Here is a 25,633-nt window from a genome sequence, read left to right on the forward strand (position 1 = left end):
GTGACGAAGAGTTGATTTGAGAAAAGAATTTAGACTGCTTCAGCATCTGTCTGACTACCGACTTTCCTCGCCAATAATTATCTTAAGTTAACTGGGATATTTGGCAGGAGAATCTTCCTAAAGCACTGCCTGAACTAATTCGCGTAGGCGTAGCCCGGCGTAGGCATCGCACCAAACCACTTAAACATGGCGATGTCCCTAGTACCGCAAGGCGGAAGTCAAAAGTCAAAAGTCACTCATGTTTTAATTTGGGGCTTTCTAGCTTTAATGAAATGGTAGGTTTATTTCCGCCAACCTGTACTAGTCCGGGCTTCCCAAAATTTGTTTTTACCAGTCATGTTTACAAAATCAAGTAAAATCTAAAGACTTTCATTTAACTGTCTGACAAAATAGTAAGAATATTTCTCATCAACTACAGTATGCAGACAATTATTAGCTGTTTGCTCAAAAAAATGCCAATTTGGCTGAATATCCCGTCAAGAAAAGGTAATCTATATATGTATACATCCTCAAAGGTTGCAAAATACCACTAATCTTTTGTGATTTCTTCAGGATGCATATAACAGTTAGCAATTAGTGCCAAATTTTGAAAACGTACAGTTTCTAACTTATGTACGATTAATCTCAATGGTTAAGAGCCAGTCTTGGGACTTTTGACTAGATTAAGAATTAGTAATTTCTGCAAATGCGTGATTAGTAATTTTTGTTTCTTGATGGCTTAATTGTTGCAGTGCCTTTGCTAAATCAGCCGTCATGTTTTTGGCATCTTGTTTTATACAGCCATGCATGTAATCCGTTACTCTGATTGGGGAGCCAATGTGAATACTCACATCTGTACCCCAATTTGGATAAGGTTGGCTGTAATTAATGCCTATAGGTATGATTTTCACTCCCAGCCCGGAATCACTAGATTCAGCACTTAAAGCAAGACGAGCAATTCCCGGCTTCAACTGGTGAACTTGACCATCACGAAAAATGTTACCTTCTGGAAAGATTACCAGGGTTTTTTGCTGCTGAAGTAGTTCTACTCCATGTCGCAGCGTGCGGATTGACGGATGCTTAGAATTTACAGGAAACCCCCCCAAACGTCGGACAAACCAGCCTTGCAAACCTTGGCATTCGTCAATAGTCACCATGAATCGCAAGTCTTGTTTTTTCAGACAATCAGCCGTAGCGTAGGGTACAAGCAACGCATCCCAACGCGCCCGATGGGTAGGCGCGAGGATCACAGGCCCAGTTGTGGGGATATTTTTTTGTCCGGTTATTCTAATTTGCCCAAAGAATAATGGTAATAAACAGTGACGCCCTAATAAATGTGCCAGAGGACTTAACCAAGGAGAAACCCTTGAGGTAGTACCAGCCACCTCAGAATTTGCTGGTGGGCGCTGACAAGTATCAGATGAAGAGTAAGATTCCATGATGACGGATGCAGCTGATTGACGGGTAAAAATTTAACGAAAAATCTGGTTAGTTACACCGTAGATTCTCTTGCGTGAGTTGTGTCCTACTAGATGGACAGTTTTACCTCTGTCCGTAGTTTACCCTACGCCGCCTAGTGGCAAACCAAGCCTGTAATTGCTGACGACAAGCTGACTCTAGAACGCCTCCGATTATTTGAAGACGGTGATTAGAAGCAGCGCTATCGGGTATGTTAATAACTGTACGAATTGCGCCAGTTTTTGTATCGTCTACTCCATATACAAGCAATCCTAGACGTGCTTGCAGAATAGCACCTGCACACATCGGGCAAGGTTCGAGAGTTACGTAGAGGGTGCATTCATTAAGATGCCAATTTTTTAAAGTTATTGCAGCTGTCTTGAGAGCGAGAATTTCCGCATGAGCGGTAGGATCTTTGTCGCGCTCTTTTCTGTTTTCTCCTTCTGCCAGCAATTTGCCAGTTGGATCAATGATAACAGCACCGACAGGGATTTCACCTGCATTTCCTGCTGCTTTTGCTAATTCTAGAGCATAACTCATCCATTGTTGATGTATAAGATATTCCGTATACTTAGTTAGCATATTCTTATTAATCCGCGATGTGCAACTTAATATTCTGACCTCACTTCCATTCCTCTCTCCGTTGGCGTCAGCCTGCCGTTAGGCAAGTAAAGAGAGGCTTTGAATTTTACCCTTCCGTGGTCTCCCCTGTGGGCTATGCCTAATGGTAGGCTAACGCCAGGGTCGAGGGGTTGGGGAAGAGGTTCTTTCGAGATTATTGAATTGGTGTTCTAGAAGTCTGGAGCTAAACAATTCAAAATCCAAAATTGCCCAACATAGGATCACTAAGCCAACCGTTGGAAATTAATTTTATTTCTAAATAGCAGACTGGGCTAAAAGGGGATCGAGTTTGCTTTGTGTGTTTAATTGATAGAGGTCATCGCAGCCGCCAATGTGCTGGTTATTGATAAAAATTTGCGGTACACTACGGCGTCCGTTAGCGCGTTCTGCCATTTTAGCTCTGGCTGCTTCGTCGCCGTCAATTTTATATTCAGTAAAATTTACACCTTTCCACCACAGCAGCATTTTGGCACGAATGCAGTAAGGACAAGTTTGCCATGTGTAAAGTTCGACGTTGGCTTTGACTCGCTCTGGATGGCGATTTAAGAGAGGATTAAGAAAGTCCAGCATATTTTCTTAAGCAAGATTTTAACTATATCTCTAGCCTAGATCATTGCTGGCATTGCCTACTGCCTTGGGGCTGGAACCCACTTTTGAAAACTCTCTAAATGATTCCAGTAAGCCAAATATCCAGTCAATGCCCAAATTAGAGCGGCTACTATCAGCACAGCTACGCCAATTAACCGCCAAGTTCGGTTGGTTTTCCAATAGAGAGTTGGCGCAGCAAAAATACCACCTAATCCAGTTAAAATGAAGCCGATTCCTGACAAAAGCGGTTGCTTTGTCAAATTCAAGTTGAGGATGCGGATACCCACTACGATCGCAACTACACCCGCAAAGAAGCCGTAGATTGCTATTGTCAATAAATCCCAACCTTGAGCAAGAGCGATCGCCGCCGCTACAAACAAGATTCCAAATAAGACACTTGTTTCACCGAAGGCAATGTTAAAGCTACCGATTACTGGCCAGGTGAAGCTCATGTGTAAACCAGTTGTTAGGGCGATCGCACCCGTAATTCCAAACCCAGGAATCCACTGTCTTTGATTAGAACTATCTATACCACGATACACATAGTCAGCCAGTAGAAATAACCCAGCTACCATATTGATCAACATTAGTGTGATGTAGTCGATAAACACGATTCACCTCTTAATTTGACAATTTATTGACTCTGCGCCTCGTTTTTCGCTGATTTTTGAGTTTTTAGTGAATTCACTAGCTTTTTTATTTATTATTTTATACCTAAAGATAAATACTGAAGAAAAGTAATGTTCCAGATATTCACTGCTACAAATTTGTGCTAGTTCTTATTTTAGTTACTTTTGAACCCGCTTTATACTGGAGTAAGATGAGTGAAAAAGCATGATATCTTAAGTGGCACTTTTGTAACCAGTTAGCAGTAAAACTTAACTTTCTTCCACGTGTATCCGCCCTTTGGTAGACTTGAAAACTGAAATAGCTACATAAAACGACGTAAATTCAGGCAGCTGAGAGGGTAAACTTTGTGGAAAATTCACTTGGGTTAGAGATTATTGAAGTAGTGGAGCAAGCCGCGATCGCATCTGCAAAGTGGATGGGTAAAGGCGAAAAAAACATCGCTGACCAAGTAGCTGTGGAAGCTATGCGGGAACGGATGAATAAAATCTATATGCGTGGTCGCATTGTAATTGGGGAAGGTGAACGCGACGACGCGCCCATGCTATACATCGGGGAAGAAGTTGGTATCTGTACCCAACCAAATGCCTCAGCTCTCTGTAATCCTGATGAATTAATCGAAATTGATATCGCCGTTGACCCCTGTGAAGGTACAAACTTGGTAGCTTATGGACAACCTGGCTCGATGGCTGTGTTGGCAATTTCTGAAAAGGGTGGATTGTTTGCTGCTCCTGACTTTTACATGAAGAAGTTAGCAGCACCTGCCGCAGCTAAGGGCAAGGTAGACATCAACAAGTCAGCAACAGAAAACCTCAAGATTCTCGCTGAGTGTCTAGATCGCTCGATTGAAGAACTTGTGATCGTGGTGATGAAGCGCGAACGCCACAACGATTTAATCAAAGAAATCCGTGAGGCTGGAGCGAGAGTCGCCCTAATTTCAGATGGTGATGTGGGTGCAGCCATATCTTGTGGTTTTGCTGGAACTAATATCCACGCGCTGATGGGTATCGGTGCGGCTCCTGAAGGTGTAATCTCGGCAGCAGCAATGCGTGCTTTGGGTGGACACTTCCAAGGTCAACTGATTTACGATCCAGCAGTTGTAAAAACAGGTCTGATTGGAGAAAGCAGAGAAGCCAATATTGATCGCTTAAAGTCTATGAATATCAATGACCCTGATAAGGTCTATGATGCTCATGAACTGGCATCCGGTAAAACTGTTCTGTTCGCTGCTAGCGGCATTACCAGTGGTAATCTCATGGAAGGTGTACGTTTCTTCAACGGTGGAGCCAGAACTCAAAGCTTGGTAATTTCTAACCAATCAAAAACTGCTCGATTTGTTGATACGATTCACATGTTTGGTGAACCCAAGACTCTCCAACTGAATTAATTTTTAGGGAATGGGGAATGGTAAAAGTAGGGGGAAAGCATTTGGAAAGAAATCTTTCTATAAAACGGAAAAATAGTCACCCAAATGCTTTCCCCTTACAGTAGTTAGTAGTTAGTAGTTAGTGATTATTTGTTCGTTGGAAAACTACCAACCAATAAACAAAAATTCCCCATTCCCGATTCTCACTCAATACCTTATTCCCAACTACCAATTAGTAACTACGATTTAGCAAATGAATATAGCAGTGGTGGGGTTAAGCCATAAAACAGCCCCAGTAGAAGTCCGGGAAAAACTGAGCATTCCAGAACCACAAATTGAAAGTGCGATCGCTCATCTGGTCAGCTATCCCCATATTGATGAAGTTGCAATTCTTAGCACTTGTAACCGTTTAGAAATCTACATTGTTACCAGTGAAGCAGACCAAGGTATTCGAGAAATAACTCAGTTTCTTGCAGAATACAGCAAATTGCCCGCGCTTTCTCTGCGACGACACCTGTTTATGCTCCTGCATGGTGATGCAGTAATGCATGTCATGCGAGTAGCGGGTGGTTTAGATAGTCTGGTACTTGGAGAAGGTCAAATTCTGGCTCAGGTGAAAACTACTCACAAACTGGGGCAGCAATATAACGGTATAAAAACCATTTTAAATCGATTATTTAAACAAGCGCTGACAGCTGGTAAGCGGGTTCGCACTGAAACTAGTATTGGTACTGGCGCTGTCTCTATCAGTTCGGCAGCTGTGGAATTAGCGCAGATAAAAGTGGCAAATTTTGCTGCTTGTCGAGTGGTAATTCTGGGTGCTGGTAAAATGTCGCGGCTGCTTGTGCAACACCTACTTTCTAAAGGTGCTGTGCAAATTAGTATTGTAAATCGCTCTCGTGAACGTGCCCAAGAATTAGCGAAGCAGTTCCCTCAACAATCTATCCAAATTCATCCGCTATCGGAAATGATGGCAGTAATTGCCGATAGCGATTTAGTGTTTACAAGTACTTCGGCAACAGAACCGATACTTGACCGGGCCAAATTGGAAATGGTTTTAGAAGTTCAGCGCTCTTTAATGTTATTTGATATTTCTGTGCCGCGTAATGTTCATGTGGATGTGAATGAACTGCCAAATGTGCAGGCGTTTAATGTGGATGATTTGAAGGCAGTAGTAGCACAAAACTACGAAAGCCGTCGGAAGATTGTACAGGAAGCAGAGCGACTTTTAGAAGAAGAAGTGGAAACCTTTGATATTTGGTGGCGTTCTCTTGAAACTGTTACCACTATTAGCTGTCTGCGGAATAAAGTCGAAACCATCCGTGAACAAGAATTAGAAAAAGCTTTGTCGAGATTAGGTTCAGAATTCGCTGAAAAACATCAAGAGGTAATTGAAGCATTAACACGGGGAATTGTCAATAAAATTTTACATGACCCAATGGTGCAATTGCGATCGCAGCAAGATGTTGAAGCTAGACGGCACTGTATGCAAACTCTGCAAATGCTGTTCAACTTGGATGCAGGGGAGCAGTTTAGTTAAACTTAACAACAAGATCCCCGACAACTTTTACGAAGTTGGGGATCTGAGCTTTTTAATTAGCAAATATATTTTTTACCTGGCAAATTATTTTCTAAAATAGGCTTCTAAAACTTTAGGATTGCTCTGAATTTCTGCTGGCGTACCGTCAGCCAAATTCTGCTTTTCGGCAAGTATAGCAAGGGACTGGGGACTAGGGACTGGGGACTGGGTGAAAAGCCTTTTTGTGTCTAAGTTTTATCATCTGTTAATGTCCTAACCACCTTGGCTGTTGCTATAGTCAAATGCGATCGCACTAATTATTTACTCCAATCTCAACACTATTTGTAGTGTTCCCTTTGACTTTGGATTAGTAACAGTATTTATATACAGCATTTTGCATCTAAATGAAGTACATCCTTACCCCCCTTAATCCCACGCCACTTGCTACAACGGAGGGAACCTCCCTTCGGGTTCAGCAGTTCCTCATGGGGGAAACCCCCAAGACTGGACTGCCTCACCGCAACGCAGTGGCTCCCCGATGTATTGGGGGGAAATTCCCAATCTAGTTCCCTCACGCCACATGCTTCAAGTCGGGCATTGCCCGCCCAACGCAGTGGCTCCCCAATCTATCGGGGAGGGGTATTTTTGTACTTCATTAACTTGCAATCTGCTGTACTGTATTTTTATTTGTCCAAAGTCAAATCACTAAATACATTGCATAAACAGAAAACCAAGCGCATTCTATTGTCCCAAATAAGCTTCTAGAACTTTTGGATTAGTTTGAATTTCTGCGGGTGTACCATCAGCCAAATTCTGCCCTTCGGCAAGTACCCAAACGCGATCGCACAATGACATAATCACATCCATATTGTGTTCAATAATCAAAAACGTCATTCCATCTTGACGGTTCCAAGTGAGAATGCGATCGCAAATATCATCAATCAGTTTCGGATTCACCCCAGCAGCTGGTTCATCCAACAAAATTAATTTGGGATTAGTCATCAGCGCCCGTCCCATTTCCAACAACTTGCGTTGTCCACCAGACAAGCTACCAGCATAATCGTGTGCTTTTTTTGCCAAGCCCACTGATTCTAACAAAAACATTGCCCGCTCTTGGAGTTGCTTTTCTTCCTTCGCGACGATGTGTGGCTGCAACTGCACTAGCCAAAAATTTTCACCCGTTTGTTTTTGCGCCGCCAGCAGCATATTTTCTAACACCGACAACCGCGAGAGAGTCCGTGCTACCTGAAAAGTGCGGATTACTCCCTGCTGGGCAATTTGATATGGTTGCAAATTGTGAATAGGTTCACCATCAAAAATCACTCGTCCCTTATCAGGGCGGATGAAGTTTGAGAGGAGGTTAAATAAGGTGGTTTTACCAGCACCATTGGGGCCAATCAAGCCTGTGATGCTGCCTTTGGCAACTTCGATTTTCGCCTCATTAACTGCTTTAATACCACCAAAGCTTTTAGAAAGTCCAGTGGCTACCAAAAGGGGAAGTGAGGATGACTGGTTATTTACCAAGAGTGAGTTCTTCCTTTTTCCCTAAGATACCTTGAGGTCGCCAAATCATCAATACCATCAAAATTAGTCCGATTACCATGATCCGAAATGCACCCAAACGGGCTTCATCAAGGGGAACGATTCTGGGTAATACTTCCCGCGTCAGCGCATCGTAAGCAAAGAAAATTACCGCCCCTAAGATTGTGCCAACATTATTCCCAGAACCACCTAAAATCACCATGATCCAAGTGTCAAAGGTAATCTGCGGTTGAAAATTATCAGGGTAAATCGCGCCCAGTTGCCAAGCGAAAAAAGCACCAGCGATACCCGCGATCGCACCCCCTAACATGAGAGATTGTAATTTATACCAAAAGACATTTTTTCCTAGCGCCTTGGGAATTTCTTCATCTTCGCGGATGGCTTTAAGAATTCTACCCCAAGGCGATCGCACCAAAATTTCTAGCCGCCAGTATACAAATGCTAAAACCAACAGCAGCACCAGCATTAAACCTGCTTTTGGGTTGTAATTATACAGTCCAATCACCCCAGAAATATAAATTGCTGCTGCCAAAACTGCTAATACAATTCCCACACCCAAGCGCGACGCAAATTCTTGCTTACTAGTCGTCCTTTGGCCCAAATCAGTAGTCCGAGACATCTGGGTGATGCGAATCCACCGCCATAACGTAAAAAAAGTTACAGCAGCCAGCAGCGTCAACAACCCAATCATCACAAATCTGACAAACAAATTCGGCTCTGTGGATAAGGGTATGCGATAACTTTGCACACCGAATGCCCCAGAAATCCAGGTGTCACCCACAGGTAAATCCTGATTATTTACCACCAAACGAATTAGTTCGCCCGTACCGATGGTGACAATTGCTAGATAATCTTCCCGCAAGCGTAGAGTTGCAAAACCAATTACTAAACCTAGCAAGGCGGCGACAATTGTCCCAGCTACTGCCGATATTAGTAGGGGAACGCCCTTCAAGCTTAACAATATGGTTGTATATGCTCCCAGAGTCATGAAAGCAATATGACCAAAGTTAATTAGCCCGGTAAAGCCCCATTGCAAATTGAGTCCTAGTGCGAATAGAGCGAAAAGTGCTGTAGAAATTGCTAAGAAAATAAGATATTCAACCATGTTTAAAAGTGGGGAGGTGGCAGTTAGGAATTTCTAACAAATAAATTATCTAATCTTCTAGAGTGGGCATCGGCACTTGCTCAATCTCCCGCCAAGAAATAAATTTCACAGGCTTTTAGCTTAAGTCCACTAAAGTAGACTGCCATCGATACCAGCCATTAATCGAGTTTAGTCCTCTTGAGAGGACTTAAGCTATTAGCGATAGGTTTCTAACCTATGGCGGTTTTTGCGACTGGTGTAATATCTCACTTAGGAGTCAAAAGTCGAGAATCAGGAGACAAGAGTTCGAGTTAAAAGGCTCAACTTTCGAGTTAAAAGGCTCAACGTTCAGGTTAAAAGGCTCAACTTTCGAGTTAAAAGGCTCAACGTTCAAGTTCAAAGGCTCAACGTTCGAGTTCAAAGGCTCAACGTTCAAGTTCAAAGGCTCAACGTTCGAGTTCAAAGGCTCAACTTTCGAGTTAAAAGGCTCAACGTTCGAGTTCAAAGGCTCAACTTTCGAGTTCAAAGGCTCAACGTTCGAGTTCAAAGGCTCAACGTTCAGGTTCAAAGGCTCAACTTTCGAGTTCAAAGGCTCAACTTTTGAGTTCGCGGACGCTCGCCCTCAATCCTTGGCGAATAAATTTTAGCGTAGCTTGAGCATAGTTCTACATTGCCGTTAACCTTTGCTAATTTTGTGGGAATACTATTTATTGTTGGTCTTGGGTTGTAGGGAATAATTGACGTATGAATTTGCTGCGACTGAGAATGCATCACTTAATCGAGCAGTTAGCCGATGAGGATTTGCAAGACATTTGGGACGTTCTCGAAGGTTTACATTGTGACTTTTATATGCTCAAAGCGATACAACAAGTTAAGCGATCGCAGCAACCGTGGGATATCTTAACCCATGAAGAAGCGGTACGACTGTTGATGTTTTTCTGATTCAGTAGCGCTTTTAATAGTGCTGAGTAGTAGCCCATAGTTAAAGCTAAGGGATAAGTTAGGAAAAAATTTGTTTATTATTCAGAGCTAAAGCCAGAGATTTAGATTCAATATGCCCAAGTGTAAGTCTTAGTATTGCTTCTTCACTCAGCACCCACCACTCTCAACTCAGCCCTCTTTTGGTGTCGTCCCTCAAGTTTTGGTTAAGGTAACGCCTAGTGAGTCTGGAAATGCGCTATGCAAGGTCTTTTTTACTAGACCTGAAGAATTTAGAACCTGCCGCCTACGAGCGGGTGCATGATTTTGTCTTTATTGAGTTAGCCCAAAAGTGGCAACTGAGTGATCTAAAAGAACTACGACACCTTGATAGTGAAGGCATTTTTCACCGTTTTACCCTAGATAATTATCTGATTGGTATAGAAATCAGGGGTGAAATTGTGAAATTTCTGCGTGTCATGCCTATGCCAGATGTTTAAGGATAGGAGTCAAGGGAACACTTAAAACTGTAAACTGTATAAGGCTAGGCAGGGATCGCTATAACCTTACATTAAACTGGTTTTGAAATAACACTTTATTTGAGATTTCCCTATGGATGCTAGGGCACTTTGGCAACGATACCAAAACTGGTTATATTTCCACGAGGGATTGGGACTGTACTTAGACGTGAGTCGGATACGGTTCGATGATGCCTTCGTGGATTCGTTGCGTCCGAAGTTTGACAAGGCGTTTGCGGATATGGCTAAACTCGAAAAGGGTGCGATCGCAAATCCTGACGAGAAGCGCATGGTTGGACACTACTGGCTGCGAAATCCTGATTTAGCGCCAACTCCAGAACTTACACAAGAAATTGTCCAAACCCTAGAACAAATCGAAGCCTTTGCGGAAAAAGTCCAAACAGGTGCTATTCATCCTCCCAGAGCAAGCCGCTTCACGGATATTATCTCCATTGGAATTGGTGGTTCCGCTCTCGGTCCCCAATTCGTCGCTGAAGCCCTCGCTTCTGATTTCCCGCCCCTGAAACTTCACTTTATCGATAACAACGATCCGGCAGGTATCGATAGCGTTATCAATCATCTGCGAAATAGCCTTGCCAGCACTTTAGTATTGGTGATCTCCAAATCTGGGGGAACACCGGAACCTCGCAACGGCATGATTGAAGTTAAAAAAGCCTACGCCGGACACAATTTGGAATTTGCTCAATATGCGGTAGCAATTACTAGCGTTGATAGCAACCTCGATAACCTGGCCAAAGACGAAGGCTGGCTGGCCAGATTTCCGATGTATGACTGGGTAGGAGGACGCACCTCAGAAATGTCTGCTGTGGGGTTAGTACCAGCCGCATTGCAGGGGATTGATGTTCGCGCCATACTAGATGGCGCAAAAGAAATGGATGACGCTACCCGCGTCCCAGATGTGAAAAATAACCCAGCAGCCTTGCTTGCTTTGTCTTGGTACTTTGCGGGCAATGGAAAGGGCGAAAAAGATATGGTTGTTCTACCTTACAAGGACAGCTTATTTTTATTCAGTCGCTATTTGCAACAGCTGGTGATGGAATCCTTGGGCAAGGAAAAAGACTTAGATGGCAACGTTGTCCACCAAGGCATCGCCGTTTATGGCAACAAAGGCTCAACAGATCAACACGCTTATGTCCAGCAGTTACGTGAGGGTGTGGCGAATTTCTTTGCTACCTTCATCGAAGTGTTGGAAGATCGTCAAGGGCCATCCACTGAAATAGATCCCGGAGTTACAACAGGCGATTATCTTTCCGGTTTTCTCCAAGGAACCCGACAAGCGCTTTATGAAAATCACCGCGATTCGATTACAGTCACGATTCCCCAAGTTAACCCCCGAACTGTAGGGGCATTAATTGCTTTGTATGAACGTGCTGTTGGTTTATATGCTAGTTTGGTCAACATCAACGCCTACCATCAACCAGGTGTAGAAGCTGGCAAAAAAGCTGCCGCCACCATTCTCGACTTGCAAACACGAGTGGTAGCAGTGCTGCAAAAAGAAAAAACTCCCATTTCTCTTGATGAACTTGCAGAGAAAGCAGGCGCATCAGATCAAGTTGAGGCAATTTACAAGATTTTGCGTCATATCTATGCCAATCAGCGAGGTGTGGTTTTGCAAGGTGATCTTCAGAAACCCGGCAGTTTGACCGTTTCTGCTAGCTGATAGCTCTAGTTCAAATATCAGATTTCGTCCATAATTGTTGTATTAGCAACAATTTTTTATTGTAAAGCATTCTAGATAGAAGATATATCTTCAGTCTAGGATGCTTCACTGTATAATTCGTAATTCGTAATTAACAAAGCAACTAATTGCTTGCCCTAATATAAAGTTAAGGCAACATTAATAATTAGGATTAATACTATGACTGAATCAACAGCAAAACAACCTGCACGTCGGGGTAGAATTTTTCCAGAACGTACTTTACCACCAGAAGAACTTGCTAGACGTAAAGCTGAAGATGAGACATTTTATCATCGCTGTCGGGAAATTTTTAAGCGTGTGCGTCCCGATTTGATTAAGGAACACTACGGCTGGTATATTGCAGTAGAGCCAGATAGTGGTGATTACTTAATTGATGTGGATAAAATGCAAGCTCATAAAAAATCCCTTGAAAAATACTCAAATAGTAGACATTGTGTATTCTGTTTAAATGAAACAGGAACAACTGGCACAATATGATTCAGGGGGACTTTGGAGATAATGGGCAACTATTTTTTGAAATTGATTTGATTACATCTGATGGATTAGATTTGCCTGTAGATGCTATCTTGGATACTGGTTTTACAGGCTTTCTCGCTATTAACAAACAAGATTTAGAGGGTCTAGATTGGTTTTATATCGGAGAAGAATCTTTACGAACTGCTAAGGGAGAATCAAGATTTGATATTTATTTAGGCAAGGTGATATTAAACAAACAAGAGTATGAAATTAACGTTTATGTGGGCAATGAAATTACGGAAGTATTGTTAGGCTCAGAATGGCTAAAGTTTTTGCCGTTGGTGGTGAATTATCAGGCTGGTATATTAACTTTAGGATAACTGCGATGCCTACGGCTAGCTACGCTTACGCACTTCAGTTATTTTTAAACGAACCGCAAAGGATGCAAAGAGCGCGAAGGTAAGAAAAGAGATATATTGTATTATTTTTAGTTAATAGGTAAATCGCGGAGAAAGTAAAAGCGATCGCTCTTCCAATCACTGCTTTTTATTCGTCCTAAATAGCCTGTTAAAGGTGACGAAAGTTCAATCAGTAAATCGTAAACTACTTCATCATTTAGCCTGGGATTATGAGTTGCATTGTAGTGAACACGAGTTTCTGTAACTATGAAACTCTGATGTGTAGCTTTTAAAGTTTCGTTGTCTTGTTCAGAGAGTTCTTTGACTGCGGTGAGAATCTGCGATCGCAATTTAATTTCTCTCTCAGCTTTATCAATATATTCACCAATTTTGTAGTCAATTTGCCCAGGCTCTAGATATTGCTGTAATTCAACTAAGTTAATAGCACCTGGATATTTTGCTTTGAATTCAACAAGTTTTTGTAAAGTCATAGCATTTATGATACTAATTTTAGATATTTCAGCAGATTCTTTCAAGTTTTTAGTCGGTTTACCTGGGCCAATAATCAACTTTACAGCTTGAAGATAATTTTCTTTGAGATGCCTTTTGCCAATCCTATCTAATTCTTCTACTGCACGATCAGGAATACTTTTACCTGCTTTACATTCGCAAACAAGAGGATAAGGTTGTGAGCAAAATAAGTCTAAGCCACCTGCACCGCCTTTGTAGTTTTCTTCAACCTTGAATTCTAAAAAATCAAGGCTACGGCGTGCGATGATTTCAAAATCTGTACCAGCTTGATAGTTATTTTTACCCTCATCTAGCTCGATGCTGCGATCGCCCAATTTTGCAATATCATTTATCCAAGCTAAATTCGGATCGGGTTGCTTAATTAGCTTGTCACTACTCCAACCTAAAAATATTTTGATATCATCGTCAAATTGTTTCGCGGCTGGTTGGCTAATAATTAGGGATGCGATCGCACTCTGTAATTCCTCCAATTCACCATGTAGCGGGGGTTCTAGCTTTTCTAATTGGCGTTTGCGTTGGGTGAAGGTGCGATCGTTTAATACTGGCTTGTCTTCACTAACAGTTAAGGAATTTGGCAAACTAACAAATTTTCCTAGCTTTTCCTGAATGTTCGGATTAGCTACAACTTCAGATAATTCAGGTAAATGATAAACTCGCAAGTAAGCCAAAAACATATACGGTTGTTTCTGTAATATTGCCTCAAATACTTCTGTTTTCCATATAGTTAGCTGAGATAAAATGTCTAAGTTTTTAGTCGGGTCTAGTATTTGGCAACGTTCACATTTAGCCCAAGCTTTAATTGAAACCGTCTCATAAGATACGAGGGGTAATTGTAACTGTTCATCATTTTTAAGTAAGCTAATTTGCTTAGGCTGTAATAAAATACCCTGACTATTAAACTGTGTTAATACACTTTGAGCAATGGGTAAAAAATTTGCGTGATAGTATTGCTCAATTGAAAGCATAGTTGCTGAATAATCAAGGGGGCAAAGAGCAAATTTTTGCCCAGTATTAAGCAATTTCCGGGGCATGGCTGTAATTATTCGCCCTTAAAGCTTCAATATCGGGAGCAGGTAGACACAGGGCGTTGTAAATTAAAATTGATTCACTCATATTTAACTAAACAACTCGTTCAATTCATCTGAGTCATCTGTTTCACTAATATTTGAATAATTGAGGAAGTTATCTATTAGTTGGATATCTTCTTCATCATCAACGGTAGGCATACTACCTGATGGGTTACTTAAAATTTCTCGAAGTAAAAGATTATCAAACGTAATCTTATTTTTGGAAATTATATCAAAAATCTCTTCTTCTTTTAATTGATAATTTAAGCGCTTTTGATAAACAGCTAAAATTGCTATAAGTGGGCGAATCTGATCTTTTATCAAATCGACGTTTTCCCCACCTTTTAAAGATATAAGTTCGTTCAGCAATTTATATGCAGATGAATTATTTTTAATCTGTTTTATCTTGTATTCGGAACGAACTAGACACCCGCGAGTAAGGTCATATTTTTCGTAATCTATTAACCATTTTAATCCTGCTGTTAATGTAGCTTGAGAAGACTGTATTACAGCCACACCTATTTTTACTTCTTTCCCTCTCTCATTACCAATTATTTTGAAATCTATATAATTTATATGGTATGCTTTAGGCTTTATATCGTTTGTAACCTCTTCAATCATTACTCCTTCTAAAGTCTGAAATTTTAAAGTTACAAACCCCAAATAGAGAGCTTCAGCAATTAAGGAACTATCCTCTATATAATCTCCAATATCTTCCTCGCTTTCCTTTTTGAATGCCAGTTCAAACCTCTCAAATGGATCAGATGGAAGCGGTTCTTCATAAATCTTAAAGTTATCTGCACACCATCGCAGAGCTTCCCTAACACTTGGTTTACTTACTTGGCCGTATTCTCTTAGCTTACTTTCTTCAAATGGGTAAAGTGGATGAGGAGGAACTAAATTTTTTCCACTATAAAACTCTTTCAACCAAACAGTGACTAATTCAACCATTGAGTCGCCACTAACGTGTTTTAATTCTAGTGGTTTTCGTTGTGTATATTTTGAAATTCTATCAGGCGTACCACCTGACATAGAATTTACTTTGTCTCTCCACGTTTCAGGCAACATTACTGTGAGAATAACAACACCTTGACTAAGTTCAGAATTTTCGAGAGTATCATGGAGAATTTTGACCAAATTAGCGATTACGCTCTCTGTTGGCAACCCATCATCAGTAGAGTTGTTTTTAACATCTATTTCGTCAAAACAAATAACGACTGGGTTATAGAAACTAACCAAATTCAAAATTTGCTGAATATTTTTGAGAGCTTCAGCTTCTTTATCTTGATTCGTTTTGCTAGGATTAGGTAGTCCCAACTCATCAGCATTAACTTGAGCTAACTCTTCACCAGATAACCATTTGATTGCAAAAGCTGCTTGAGTTTCTGAAAGCGTCCACAAAATAGCCCGAAGAATATAGGGATCTGCATTTGGCTTATTTTTGAAGACTTGCTTTTGCAAAGCATTCATTAAGTTTTTATTTTTAGCCAAACTCTGTGCATAGGCTTGGTCAAATTTTTTGATTAACTCTGCTGGAGTGGGAGCATTTTCACTTCTACCTTCGTTTACTATGGCTGCTGCAACTTCCTGCCACTGCATAACCCACTGACTACCAGTTTTACTCAGACTATCAGCTAGGGTTTGTTGGAATTGGTACTTAACCAAATTTAAGTCTGTATAGTTATTACCACCCGCATAGACGAATAAAGCACCACCTTCTTTTTCGAGATGATGACGAATGCGACTAAGGAGGTGGGTTTTACCAACTCCCTGCTGTGCAGTTATAGCAATTGAAGTCACCTTGTCTTGACTAGATTGACTTGTTCGCACTAATTCAATTGCTTGAAAAACTGCATCAGAAGCATGAGCATTTAAGCTAGGTACATCTAGCGATTTCTTCTTCCAAATATCCTGTTCTTTGACAATGCCAGCATTTATAAATGGATTGTGGCTTTGAATGGCAGCATTCGCGGCTTCTATGGGAGACGTAGGGTTATTCGTCATAGTGATTTTATAAGGTATGAGTTAATGCACGGGGATTATTTAGGGGAATGTGATTAATTCAAACGCTTGGCGTAAGAGCGCAATCCTACTCCAGGTATGGTGATTGAGTCGTCACGTTTATCAGAATTAAAGTCTTGTATCTCTCCAGTCATCAGCTGAAAAATATCATCAGCTTGCATTTCCAGTAGCCACTCGCTGAATTCTGTACGACTCACTTGATCGCCAATCTCTCGCCTAATTCTGTAAATTGGCACTAAATCATCTAAGTTGTAGTTTTGGTTCAACTTGTCGTAAACTTCCAACGCCACTGACTTAAACTTGTCGTAAGAAGCGATCGCACTTTTCCCATTAACTGGTACATCTGCACCACTAACCGCAACATCAATCTGACTAATCCATTTCACCAACGCATTCGCCGCCCAAGTACCGACAATCGTCCCTTCAAATTTAAAATCGCCACTTCTCAAACCCTCACCTAATACCTCTAAACCCTTGCCAGATGTCAGAGAATATCCCTTTTTGGAAATTGCGATCGCACCCTGATTCTGTAATTCCTCGAATATGCCCTGATAATCTGCTACCTTCTTTGTTTTGGATACAATTCGGTCATGAAGTTGACGTTTGTTCACTTCCTGCTGCGTTCCTCCCAAATTCCACAAAGCCAAAAGGAGACGAGTTCTAGTTTGGGCTGTATTTTGTGATGTCATATTGAGTGTATTTGTTGACAATACTTATCGTAATACTGTATCTTTTAATTTATTTACTTTGAAAAAATAACCGAGAAATTGCTGAATATTTCCGTGTTTCCGCTAAATTGATTAATCAAAAATCAACAATATATTTCCTTAGGATGAATGCAGTTTCTCTCAAAGGCAGGATGAAATACTTGAAAAAATCGCTCATCATGACAGGGAAACGCTGTAGCTGTGCAGTTGTACATTGAGTGGTAGATGTTTTTTCAATTCCACGCGAAATAACAGGAATTCCAACTTTGTTTTTGCAACAGTAAGGCTTTTAGCAAATACAGGTGATGATGAAATCCGATGAACACAATATATAAAGAACGTAAAGTAGTTTCGCGTCTATTTGCAGTGCTGCTTTCAGCATTGCTAACAGTGCCCTTGCTGAGTAGCTGCGGAGGCGGTTCCAAAAACGCTTCTGCGCCACCACCTGTTGATGATACCGTTGGTAGAACAGTGAGCAACAATCGAAACCAACCTGAAGCTAAGAAGGGCTTCTCTACAGGGCAGAAAGTGGCGCTTTTGGCAGGAGCAGCAGGACTTTATTACCTCTACAACCAGCATAAGAACGCTTCACAAGAAGGAGCGCAAGGTAAGTACTATCTTTCCAAGAATGGGCGTGTATATTACCGCGATGCTGAACATCGCGCTCACTGGGTAACTGCACCAACAGAAGGAATTCGAGTACCGGAATCTGAGGCACAAAAGTATCGCCAATTCCAAGGCTATAACGGGAATACCACAGGTCGCGATCTAAGTGGCATCACTTCATCCGCAGCTCCGGCTCTCTAGATAGCGAAGCGTGTGTATATCTAAAGCGGGTTTCTCGGAGGATAACGCCGATCGCGCACGTCGGAAACACGAACTAAAATCAGGAGACAGATTATGGTAGATGACTTTTTGCGAAAGGCGAAAGATTTCCTTTTGGGATCGAACGGCGATCAAGTTGACCAAGATGCCGAATTCCGCGATCGCAATGTACGTCCAGCCAGTGAAGACCCCTATGGCGACCCCGCAGATCCGGCATCTTATGGCAACGTGACTCCAGCCAGTCAAGACCCTTATGGCGACCCCGCAGATATCTCGTCTTACGGCAACGTTCGCCCAGCTAGTGAAGACCCTTATGGCGACCCCGCAGACCAAGGCGAGTTTGGTGACGTCCGCCCAGCCAGCGAAGACCCCTATGGCGACCCCGCAGATCAGGATTACCGCCGTTAACGCCAAACCTAACCCCCCAGCCCCAACCCTTGTAGGAAATGGGGAGAATTCAAAGCCTTTTCCCTAAAAGGGAAGAGGAATAGAAGTATGGAAGTCAGGTTTTCCAGATTCGGTAAAAAGTGATAAATTTTGGAATAGCTAACAAATAAGGCAGCGGGATTTGAACCTACTGCCTTTTGTTTTTGCTGTGATTTTGAGGTTGCGAAAAAGTCAAACAATCTCACATTTAGGTTAAGGGGATCTTTATACAACTTGATACTTTACAAACATCCTCTAAGCAAAGATTTCAGTCCGCTTAAATTGGATAGTAGCTATATCCCGCCCTACTTCTGTACAGGGCGGGATATAGCTAACTGTAAAGGTTTCAGTCTCAAGGCGTTTAATTATTTAAACTCTTCGAGTTGATCCACACGTAACCAAATATTAGGTGTTGGCACTTTCCCAAACTTAATCAGGGCGTAATCACCTTTGACATCTACAATTTCGCCCTTGGTTTCAAACAAATAAGAAGGAAACCGAGTATCACTGGCTTTTGCTTCCAGACTGTTTTCCAGTTTCTCGCGGATAGCGCGAACCATATCTCCTTTTTTAATTGCCATGAATTCCCCTCTCAAATTTGTAACTTGTTTCATTTGCATTTTAAGAGAGTTAGGAGTTAGAAGTAAAAACTCCTAACTTCTAATTCTTAACCGGAGGCGGAGCGTCTCCGGCTCCGCTCCTAACTCCCCGTAGTGTTTGACACTGTAGGCAAAAGTGACTAGAACGCCCAGCTAGCCTAATCCGTTGAATTGGTGTGCCACAAACTCGACAGGGTTCTCCAGCGCGGTTATAAACCCAGGCAACACCACCATAGTTACCGTTGACACCCTTAACACTTAAGAAATTACTAAAAGTCGTACCACCAGCTTCAATACTGGTTTCTAAAACTTGAATTATGGCTGTTCGCAAACGTTCAATTTGCTTTAGCTGCAAATCTATACACAAGGTTTCAGGTAAAATTCCACTCTTAAACAATGCTTCATCAGCATAAATGTTACCTAATCCCGCCACCACCGATTGATCGAGTAGCGCAGTCTTAATTGGACGGCGGCGGTTTTTGAGTTTGAGAGCTAGATATTCGCCAGTAAATTCGGGCGAAAATGGGTCTGCTGCCAGTTTTGCCAAACCAGTCATAATACTTTCTACAGCAACACTAGGTGGAACCCACCAAATTTTACCGAAGGTACGCTGATCAACAAAACGCAATTCCTGCTGCTCCCCAAAGAATAATCTTACCCGCGTGTGCTTATGTAATGGTTCATCTCGATGCAGCCATAGTACTTGACCGGTCATTCGCAGATGAACCCCTAGCCAACTGCTTGAGGAAGGGGAAGAGGATGAGGGAGCGAGTTCAGCGAGGAGATATTTACCACGACGATGCCAAGTAATGATGGCATTCTTTTTAATTCCATCAACAAACTCACCAACAGAAAACGGGTAGGCGATGGTGCGATCGAGCAACACATCTCCCCCCGTGATTTCTTGGTTGAGGGTCAATTGATTTAGACCCCTTCGGACTGTTTCAACTTCAGGCAGTTCAGGCATTCAAGCTGAGTTAAGCAAGCAATTTTGATGTACTTAAGAGATCAAGGAAGAAAAGATGGGGTAGTAACTTACACAGCCGTAAGTAGCTCGTAGTACTACCAAAGAGAAACCGAAAATACCCGCAGGGCGGCTTCTCGGAGATTAGGGTAGGCTAGGATGAAGGATGAATAAACTGAAAGTTTCACACTTCAGACTTCATACTTCAGATTTCCCTTCATCATCGCATCAAACAACCCCCTTGTAGCTTTGCTGCTTATTTTTTAGGTGGTTTAGCCTTCGGTGCTTCAACCTCCACTAATTCATCTTGAGCAAAGTTGTTGGTATTGATACCAGAGTAATTGACCTTATCAAAGCGGACAATTACAGGGTATTTGATACCGCTTTGGTCTATGGAAGCCACAGTTCCTAAATCCTGAAACCAGTAGGATTCAGGGCGGAGAATACGTACTTTAGAACCACGTTGAACCATGATTATTTTCCCTTTTAGTTATCAATACGCCAATCTAGAGGGCTAATTGATTTCACTCTACAACCTGAAGGTCGCAGCAAGAGTCTTTGTTAAGTTATTTGTCTGAATTGGGCATTGGGCATGTGGGACAAGAGGCAGAGGGGCAGGGGGTAGGGTGCAAGGGTGAGAATTAAAATTACCTCTTTCCTCTCTGCTCACAGCAAGAACTGCTTCCTCGCTTTCACTCCCTTGGCACATCCCAAATTTCAAATGGTATTATACCCTACTTGACAAGGTACATATTATAGCGTACCTTCGTTCGCAACAGGATCTTTGTACAAACTTATGTTTTACTCAATACGAACACGCTGCCCTCGTTACCTCTGCCGATCCGCAGATCGTTATCTATATAAGTGATATCTAACCAGCCTTGCTGTTGATCACTTTTTATTGCAATATCAATCGCCGGAAATTTTCTACCTGCTTCAATTTGTTGGATAAAAGTTACCGGAGAATTGTATTCTATTAAACGTTGTAAGCCGATAATAGACCGCTCAAATTTCACTTGGACACGCCGATCTGAAACTGGCTCAAATTTAGCAGCTACGCTAACTAATCCTGACAAATAAGGTAAGCCAGAAATCTCAGCTATGTTGTAAACGCTGGCAGTATCTACCCGGATACACTGATAGATTTGACCCAGTTTGCAAAAAGGGAAACGATCTAAGTTTAAAAGAGCCTTGCTAGTGGTGTATAGTAATCGCCAATTGCCATCTAGCAAATTACTAGCTTCCACCGGACGGGGTGTAGGATTAAAGTCTTCTAAATTGGCGATCGCAGCTAGGATAGCCTGTTTCTGTACTTGGGTCGCCAATAAACCGCGATCAGTAAGTGCGATCGCATCTATAAGAGCCGCTTTTGCCATCATCGCCTGTCACCTCTAAAATCACTCAGTTTCCATCAGCATAAACAAGATATTCATGACCTATGTGTAGAGCCATAAAAGTTACTAATAATCGCTTGACCTAAGCCATATGCCTATTAAATAAAAAATTTCTATCGGAATGCGGATTTCTCAACTAAAGGGTTGAAAAGATAACTAAATTAATCCGTGTCAAGTGATAGACTCTAAATGTCAACTTACGTATACCTTTTCTTGTCCTCCTCGATATGTTGAACTCTCCATTACGTGAAGACCCCCGTAACCAACGAGCCAATGTCATCCCCTTAAAGCAAAAGTCCTCTTTGTTGGACTGGTTGCAAACCAATGGTCGGATCATAACGCGTGACGTTCACGAACCGGATTTTCAAGATAACGAAGAAGAAATAGACTCCCTAATGGGTGTAGAAGATGGAATTGGCTACGACCTTGATGATGATGACAATATAGGAATCGCCAAGGATTAGCCTTTTCAGGCTAGGGACTTGGTAGTATCCCTAGTTCCTGATATTCAGTTTTATAAGTGTGGAGTGAAGGGAAACTTCTGTGGACGCTAAATTATCTCCTGAGCAAGGATTAAATATTTCTGGAATCGCTCTAGCCTCTTTATTAGCCGTAGGGCTAGGTACAACAGCATTTTGCTTGGATTCAATGGCCAATCGGCTACCCTGGCAAAGTATGTCGTTGACCTTGCCACTACTCTTGTGTGCGCTGGGTTCAAGTGTCGCAGGCTATTGGGTAATACCCCTGCTTCAAGCCCTCAAAACTGGACAAATAATTCGCGAAGATGGCCCCCAAGCCCATCTAAAAAAGGCAGGCACTCCAACAATGGGCGGTATATTTTTCATACCTGTAAGTGTGATAATTGCCTGCATATTGTCTAACTTTGCTATACATGTGCTTGCAGTTTCGGCATTGACAGTCAGCTACGGATTGATTGGCTGGCTTGACGACTGGCAAATTCTGCGCCGGAAGTCAAATAAAGGTATATCTCCCCAATTGAAACTGGCTTTGCAGGTGGGTTTTGCCGCAGTGTTTTGTCTATGGCTGATGTTTAATCAACCTTCTAATATTACAAATATTGCTTTGCCTTGGGTGAGCTTCACACTACCCTTAGGATTCCTATTTTGGCCATTAGCAGGTTTTGTACTAGTTGCAGAAAGTAATGCGACTAATTTAACAGATGGTATTGATGGCTTGGCGGCAGGAACAGTAGCGATCGCACTTTTGGCATTAGGTGCTTTAATTGCACCTACAGCACCTGGGTTGATGGTTTTCTGTGCTGCTTTAAGTGGTGGGTGTTTAGGTTTCTTAGCCCATAATCGTAACCCAGCCCGCGTTTTCATGGGAGATACTGGTTCTTTAGCACTGGGAGGAGCTTTAGCTGCTGTAGGGCTATTGACAAACACCTTAGTAGCTCTATTCATTCTCAGTGGTATCTTCTTCGTAGAAACTCTTTCTGTGATGGCACAGGTAAGTTATTACAAAGCCACTAAGGGCCCTGATGGCAAAGGTAAGCGCCTTTTCAAAATGGCACCCCTACACCATCATTTAGAACTGACTGGCTGGTCAGAATTGCAAGTGGTTGGAGTATTTTATGTCATCGCTGCTATATTGGCTGCTATCTGCTTGGCGTAGGCGCAGCCCGCCGCAGGCATCGCTCCATTCTGAATCGTTTGAAAAACTGCTCGAATCCAAAATGACAACTCCCACATCTTCAGGGAGTTGTTTTTTTTATACGGTAAATTTATGAGTTTCTAATTTATAGCAACAGCCAAGGTGGTTAGGACATTAACAGATGATAAAACTTAGCCACAAAAAGGCTTTTCACCCAGTCCCCAGTCCCTTGCTATATATGCTGGAAAGTCTGACACTTGATGCCAACTGAAGGGCTACCTATTTCACTGTTTGTGGTGTTATGAATTATTAATTACAGGTATTTACATACTCCATAACCCGATTCTTTCCTGTTCGCTTTGCCTCAAGCATCGCTTGATTTGCCCGATTCAGAAAATCCTTAACTGTAATGCCTGGTTCTGATACAGCTATTCCAAAAGAAGCGGTGATGCTTTTTAGGATCTGATCGCCGTCCTTCAATTGCATTTGTTCAACATCTACCCTTAGTTGTTCTACTCGCTTCTTGAGCGTTTCCAGCGTCATATTTGGCATCACAATTACAAATTCTTCACCACCCCATCTACAAGCAATGTCAAAGGAGCGAATAGATTTTAATAGCAGCTTTGCTAATTCCTGGAGAACAATATTGGCAGTCAAATGCCCATACTGCGAGTTGTAAAATTTGAAGTCATCGATATCAAGGAAAATAACACTAAGAGGTTGTCTCGACCGTTCAGCTTCTGCTAGTCTTTGTTCCGTTATAGTTTGCATATAGCTTTGATTGAATAGTTGGGTCATCCTATCCCGCAAGTTATCATAGGTTAGACGTTGTTTTATCGATAGATTATTTAATGCAAAGGCTAAATATCTAGCAAGAATCTCAGCAATTTGCTGATCTTCTGGGCTGATTTCTTCAAGGGCACAGATGTATAAAATGCCAATTACTTCGCCTTTTGCAAACAATGGAACACATAAATGTATACCGTTAACAGGCGGTATTAAGTGGTTACATATCAATCCTAGATGACAAGACGATGAAAGGTTTAATTTCCCTCTCCGCAATGCCCAACAATCAGATAGTGAAAATACTTCTTTACTGTTTACTTTGCGTCCCCAAGTACTATTCATCTGAACATAATTTTTGGAATCAGCAATTATATTGATACAACCACTCATATTAGGAAACAGCTTGGAACAGGTTAAAGCGACCACTTGATACACCTCATCTTCAGACTCGCAGGAATAAAGTATATCTGCCATATCTGAAAGATATATAAGTTCCCGTTTTTTTACCTCTAATTTCAGTGTTTTTTCTTCTAGCTGCTGATTTAGATCAGTGAGCGATCGCTGTGTTTCTATGGATTCTGTAATATCAATACTAATCCCACCGATGCGCCAAGCGCCCGTTGCGTAATCGTTAAACGGAAACTTAAACGATAGCCAGTAGCACGGCTGATCATTACCAGGCATCTTTACCTCTTCAATCAGCTTCAAGGGGCGTAGAGTCTTCAAAACGATTTGATCGTTTTCCATTATCTGCCGCCCCTCTTCTGGATCTGGGAAAAATTCACTATTTTTTTTCCCCATCCATTCTTGTGGAGCTAGCGAAAATCTAGACTGTAGCTCCTGGTTGTAGTAAAGCACTCTAGATTGCTCATCTTTAATATAGGCTCCAAACGGGCCCTGATCTAGAAATAGCCGTTGTATCTGCTGGCTGCACTGAAGTTCGCAGGTATCTTTTTGATATCTGGCGATCGCCTCTACAATTTTATAAGCGGTTGGTATCAGGTAAAGTAAAGCAGACAAGGAAATAAACGCCATTAGATCAAGTATGCTTAAGTGCAGTAAGGACACTACTTGATGTGGCTCAAAGACCGCCAAAAGGTGATGAAATCCGCAAAATAGTACGAATCCACCTGATAATAAAAAGACTGGCCAAAATTTAGAAGGGATAGTTGCCTTAATTTTGGCAAAGAAAAACCCTATTACTGTAGGGATGCCAAAGTATGAAAATGCAGTGATGCCATGAGCAATTATGCAATTCCAGTAAATAAACTCCATCGCTAACCTGATATCAATATCTTATTGATTTAACTATAATTATCTCTGGGTAGCTTCAAGATCCATGTATACAAGGGATGAGATTAATGCGTCGTTCGTGTGAATTGCTGCTTATTTCAGCCCCTTACAAACCTGACTTACCAAGTGAGTGAGTTCGGGTAAAATGAGTTTTTCCATCGCTAGGCGCACAGCATTGCTGGAACCAGGAAGCGAGAAGATTAATTTATCTTGATAAATACCAGCAACAGCGCGAGAAGCGATCGCCCGCGAACCAATTTCTTGATAACTTAAAAAACGAAATAACTCACCAAATCCCGGTAAGGTTTTCTCTAGTAATTTCTCAATGGCATCGTAGGTGGTATCTCTTGGTGCAATACCTGTACCACCATTGAAAATTACAGCATCCAAATTTGAGCTTTTAGCCAGACTTTCTATCTGCCCTTGAATTTGTGTTGGTTCATCTTTGATAATTGTGTAGGCTCCTACAGCATGGTTAGCATCAAGGAGTAACTGCTGAATTAACTGGCCACTTTTGTCCGTTTCCAAAGTGCGTGTATCGCTGACAGTAACCACAGCACAAGTTACCATAATTCCAAGCGAATCTGGATGGGGTTGTTGTGTCATAGATT

27 protein-coding genes and 1 pseudogene are annotated in these 25,633 nt (G+C 41.9%); 11 read left to right on the top strand and 17 right to left on the bottom strand.

Annotation, left to right across the window (positions count from 1 at the left end; translation table 11 throughout):
• Nucleotides 1-662: 662 nt before the first annotated feature.
• From V7K35_RS04170 to V7K35_RS04185, 4 genes are all read right to left on the bottom strand, one after another.
• Nucleotides 663-1,418 carry a lysophospholipid acyltransferase family protein gene (locus tag V7K35_RS04170; protein WP_335076605.1) on the bottom strand — a complete coding sequence of 252 codons (756 nt, stop codon included), beginning with the start codon at nucleotides 1,416-1,418 and terminating at the stop codon, nucleotides 663-665.
• A 103-nt stretch (nucleotides 1,419-1,521) separates the two neighbouring features.
• Nucleotides 1,522-2,019 carry a tRNA adenosine(34) deaminase TadA gene (tadA, locus tag V7K35_RS04175; protein ID WP_334798273.1) on the bottom strand — a complete coding sequence of 166 codons (498 nt, stop codon included), beginning with the start codon at nucleotides 2,017-2,019 and terminating at the stop codon, nucleotides 1,522-1,524.
• 294 nt (nucleotides 2,020-2,313) lie between these two features.
• A complete protein-coding gene (grxC, locus tag V7K35_RS04180) occupies nucleotides 2,314-2,628 on the bottom strand; it encodes a glutaredoxin 3 (protein WP_335076607.1) in 315 nt (104 codons plus the stop codon).
• Nucleotides 2,629-2,684: 56 nt separating this feature from the next.
• Nucleotides 2,685-3,257, bottom strand: coding sequence for a DUF981 family protein (locus V7K35_RS04185; protein WP_335076609.1), 573 nt, complete (start codon nucleotides 3,255-3,257; stop codon nucleotides 2,685-2,687).
• A 365-nt stretch (nucleotides 3,258-3,622) separates the two neighbouring features.
• Here V7K35_RS04185 and glpX point away from each other — a divergent pair, with 365 nt between their 5' ends.
• Both glpX and V7K35_RS04195 read left to right on the top strand, forming a co-directional pair.
• Nucleotides 3,623-4,660 carry a class II fructose-bisphosphatase gene (gene glpX, locus V7K35_RS04190; RefSeq protein WP_335076610.1) on the top strand — a complete coding sequence of 346 codons (1,038 nt, stop codon included), beginning with the start codon at nucleotides 3,623-3,625 and terminating at the stop codon, nucleotides 4,658-4,660.
• Between the two features lie 232 nt (nucleotides 4,661-4,892).
• Nucleotides 4,893-6,179, top strand: a complete 1,287-nt coding sequence (locus tag V7K35_RS04195) for a glutamyl-tRNA reductase (RefSeq protein WP_335076612.1) — start codon at nucleotides 4,893-4,895, stop codon at nucleotides 6,177-6,179.
• 84 nt (nucleotides 6,180-6,263) lie between these two features.
• Here V7K35_RS04195 and V7K35_RS04200 read toward each other — a convergent pair.
• The 4 genes and pseudogenes from V7K35_RS04200 to V7K35_RS04215 all read right to left on the bottom strand — a co-directional run.
• Nucleotides 6,264-6,353: pseudogene (locus tag V7K35_RS04200) on the bottom strand (ABC transporter ATP-binding protein); the annotation flags it as partial.
• A gap of 546 nt (nucleotides 6,354-6,899) precedes the next feature.
• Nucleotides 6,900-7,682 (bottom strand): ABC transporter ATP-binding protein, encoded by a 783-nt coding sequence (locus tag V7K35_RS04205; RefSeq protein ID WP_334798276.1) that lies wholly within the window; start codon nucleotides 7,680-7,682, stop codon nucleotides 6,900-6,902.
• Nucleotides 7,672-8,805, bottom strand: a complete 1,134-nt coding sequence (locus V7K35_RS04210; RefSeq protein WP_335076614.1) for a branched-chain amino acid ABC transporter permease — start codon at nucleotides 8,803-8,805, stop codon at nucleotides 7,672-7,674. The genes V7K35_RS04205 and V7K35_RS04210 overlap by 11 nt, the downstream gene beginning before the upstream one ends.
• Before the next feature lie 256 nt (nucleotides 8,806-9,061).
• Nucleotides 9,062-9,373 (bottom strand): hypothetical protein, encoded by a 312-nt coding sequence (locus V7K35_RS04215; protein ID WP_335076616.1) that lies wholly within the window; start codon nucleotides 9,371-9,373, stop codon nucleotides 9,062-9,064.
• A gap of 155 nt (nucleotides 9,374-9,528) precedes the next feature.
• On the opposite strand from V7K35_RS04215, the gene V7K35_RS04220 reads away from it, so the two are divergent.
• The 5 genes from V7K35_RS04220 to V7K35_RS04240 all read left to right on the top strand — a co-directional run bounded on the left by V7K35_RS04220 (nucleotide 9,529) and on the right by V7K35_RS04240 (nucleotide 12,776).
• A complete protein-coding gene (locus tag V7K35_RS04220) occupies nucleotides 9,529-9,726 on the top strand; it encodes a hypothetical protein (RefSeq protein WP_273763769.1) in 198 nt (65 codons plus the stop codon).
• Between the two features lie 218 nt (nucleotides 9,727-9,944).
• Complete coding sequence (locus V7K35_RS04225; RefSeq protein WP_273763768.1) at nucleotides 9,945-10,202, top strand: cytotoxic translational repressor of toxin-antitoxin stability system; 258 nt, start codon at nucleotides 9,945-9,947, stop codon at nucleotides 10,200-10,202.
• Between the two features lie 112 nt (nucleotides 10,203-10,314).
• Nucleotides 10,315-11,901: a glucose-6-phosphate isomerase gene (locus tag V7K35_RS04230; protein WP_335076618.1), complete on the top strand. Its 1,587-nt coding sequence runs from the start codon at nucleotides 10,315-10,317 to the stop codon at nucleotides 11,899-11,901.
• A 198-nt stretch (nucleotides 11,902-12,099) separates the two neighbouring features.
• Nucleotides 12,100-12,417 carry a hypothetical protein gene (locus V7K35_RS04235; RefSeq protein WP_335076620.1) on the top strand — a complete coding sequence of 106 codons (318 nt, stop codon included), beginning with the start codon at nucleotides 12,100-12,102 and terminating at the stop codon, nucleotides 12,415-12,417.
• Nucleotides 12,414-12,776: an aspartyl protease gene (locus V7K35_RS04240; protein ID WP_335076622.1), complete on the top strand. Its 363-nt coding sequence runs from the start codon at nucleotides 12,414-12,416 to the stop codon at nucleotides 12,774-12,776. The genes V7K35_RS04235 and V7K35_RS04240 overlap by 4 nt, the downstream gene beginning before the upstream one ends.
• Nucleotides 12,777-12,883: 107 nt before the next feature.
• Here V7K35_RS04240 and V7K35_RS04245 read toward each other — a convergent pair whose 3' ends face one another.
• From V7K35_RS04245 to V7K35_RS04255, 3 genes are all read right to left on the bottom strand, one after another.
• Nucleotides 12,884-14,290, bottom strand: coding sequence for a DUF1802 family protein (locus V7K35_RS04245; RefSeq protein WP_335076624.1), 1,407 nt, complete (start codon nucleotides 14,288-14,290; stop codon nucleotides 12,884-12,886).
• Between the two features lie 150 nt (nucleotides 14,291-14,440).
• Entirely contained in the window at nucleotides 14,441-16,396 is a 1,956-nt protein-coding gene (locus tag V7K35_RS04250) for a P-loop NTPase fold protein (RefSeq protein WP_335076626.1), read from the bottom strand.
• A 53-nt stretch (nucleotides 16,397-16,449) separates the two neighbouring features.
• The gene (locus V7K35_RS04255) at nucleotides 16,450-17,103 is read right to left on the bottom strand and encodes a hypothetical protein (protein WP_335076628.1); all 654 of its coding nucleotides are present in this window, start codon (nucleotides 17,101-17,103) and stop codon (nucleotides 16,450-16,452) included.
• 336 nt (nucleotides 17,104-17,439) lie between these two features.
• Between V7K35_RS04255 and V7K35_RS04260 the strand changes: the two genes are divergently transcribed.
• The gene (locus V7K35_RS04260) at nucleotides 17,440-17,928 is read left to right on the top strand and encodes a hypothetical protein (RefSeq protein ID WP_335076630.1); all 489 of its coding nucleotides are present in this window, start codon (nucleotides 17,440-17,442) and stop codon (nucleotides 17,926-17,928) included.
• 93 nt (nucleotides 17,929-18,021) lie between these two features.
• Complete coding sequence (locus V7K35_RS04265; protein ID WP_335076632.1) at nucleotides 18,022-18,354, top strand: translation initiation factor; 333 nt, start codon at nucleotides 18,022-18,024, stop codon at nucleotides 18,352-18,354.
• Between the two features lie 383 nt (nucleotides 18,355-18,737).
• On the opposite strand, the gene V7K35_RS04270 is transcribed toward V7K35_RS04265, so the two are convergent.
• The 4 genes from V7K35_RS04270 to V7K35_RS04285 form a co-directional block, all read right to left on the bottom strand.
• Nucleotides 18,738-18,953, bottom strand: coding sequence for an NAD(P)H-quinone oxidoreductase subunit O (locus V7K35_RS04270; RefSeq protein WP_298918180.1), 216 nt, complete (start codon nucleotides 18,951-18,953; stop codon nucleotides 18,738-18,740).
• 79 nt (nucleotides 18,954-19,032) lie between these two features.
• Nucleotides 19,033-19,938, bottom strand: coding sequence for a DNA-formamidopyrimidine glycosylase (locus V7K35_RS04275; protein WP_335076634.1), 906 nt, complete (start codon nucleotides 19,936-19,938; stop codon nucleotides 19,033-19,035).
• 253 nt (nucleotides 19,939-20,191) lie between these two features.
• Nucleotides 20,192-20,407 carry a photosystem I reaction center subunit IV gene (locus V7K35_RS04280; protein ID WP_094332781.1) on the bottom strand — a complete coding sequence of 72 codons (216 nt, stop codon included), beginning with the start codon at nucleotides 20,405-20,407 and terminating at the stop codon, nucleotides 20,192-20,194.
• A 322-nt stretch (nucleotides 20,408-20,729) separates the two neighbouring features.
• Nucleotides 20,730-21,314, bottom strand: coding sequence for a PAP/fibrillin family protein (locus V7K35_RS04285; RefSeq protein ID WP_335076636.1), 585 nt, complete (start codon nucleotides 21,312-21,314; stop codon nucleotides 20,730-20,732).
• 242 nt (nucleotides 21,315-21,556) lie between these two features.
• On the opposite strand from V7K35_RS04285, the gene V7K35_RS04290 reads away from it, so the two are divergent.
• Together V7K35_RS04290 and mraY are read left to right on the top strand one after the other, a co-directional pair.
• A complete protein-coding gene (locus V7K35_RS04290) occupies nucleotides 21,557-21,793 on the top strand; it encodes a DUF3134 domain-containing protein (protein ID WP_334798294.1) in 237 nt (78 codons plus the stop codon).
• A 79-nt stretch (nucleotides 21,794-21,872) separates the two neighbouring features.
• Complete coding sequence (mraY, locus tag V7K35_RS04295; protein WP_335076638.1) at nucleotides 21,873-22,964, top strand: phospho-N-acetylmuramoyl-pentapeptide-transferase; 1,092 nt, start codon at nucleotides 21,873-21,875, stop codon at nucleotides 22,962-22,964.
• Nucleotides 22,965-23,252: 288 nt separating this feature from the next.
• Here mraY and V7K35_RS04300 read toward each other — a convergent pair whose 3' ends face one another.
• Entirely contained in the window at nucleotides 23,253-25,004 is a 1,752-nt protein-coding gene (locus V7K35_RS04300) for a diguanylate cyclase domain-containing protein (RefSeq protein ID WP_442939683.1), read from the bottom strand.
• Nucleotides 25,005-25,115: 111 nt separating this feature from the next.
• Entirely contained in the window at nucleotides 25,116-25,628 is a 513-nt protein-coding gene (locus V7K35_RS04305; protein WP_335076642.1) for a MogA/MoaB family molybdenum cofactor biosynthesis protein, read from the bottom strand.
• Nucleotides 25,629-25,633: the final 5 nt, after the last annotated feature.

This window comes from Nostoc sp. (assembly GCF_036917275.1).
In the GTDB taxonomy this organism is placed as follows: domain Bacteria; phylum Cyanobacteriota; class Cyanobacteriia; order Cyanobacteriales; family Nostocaceae; genus Nostoc.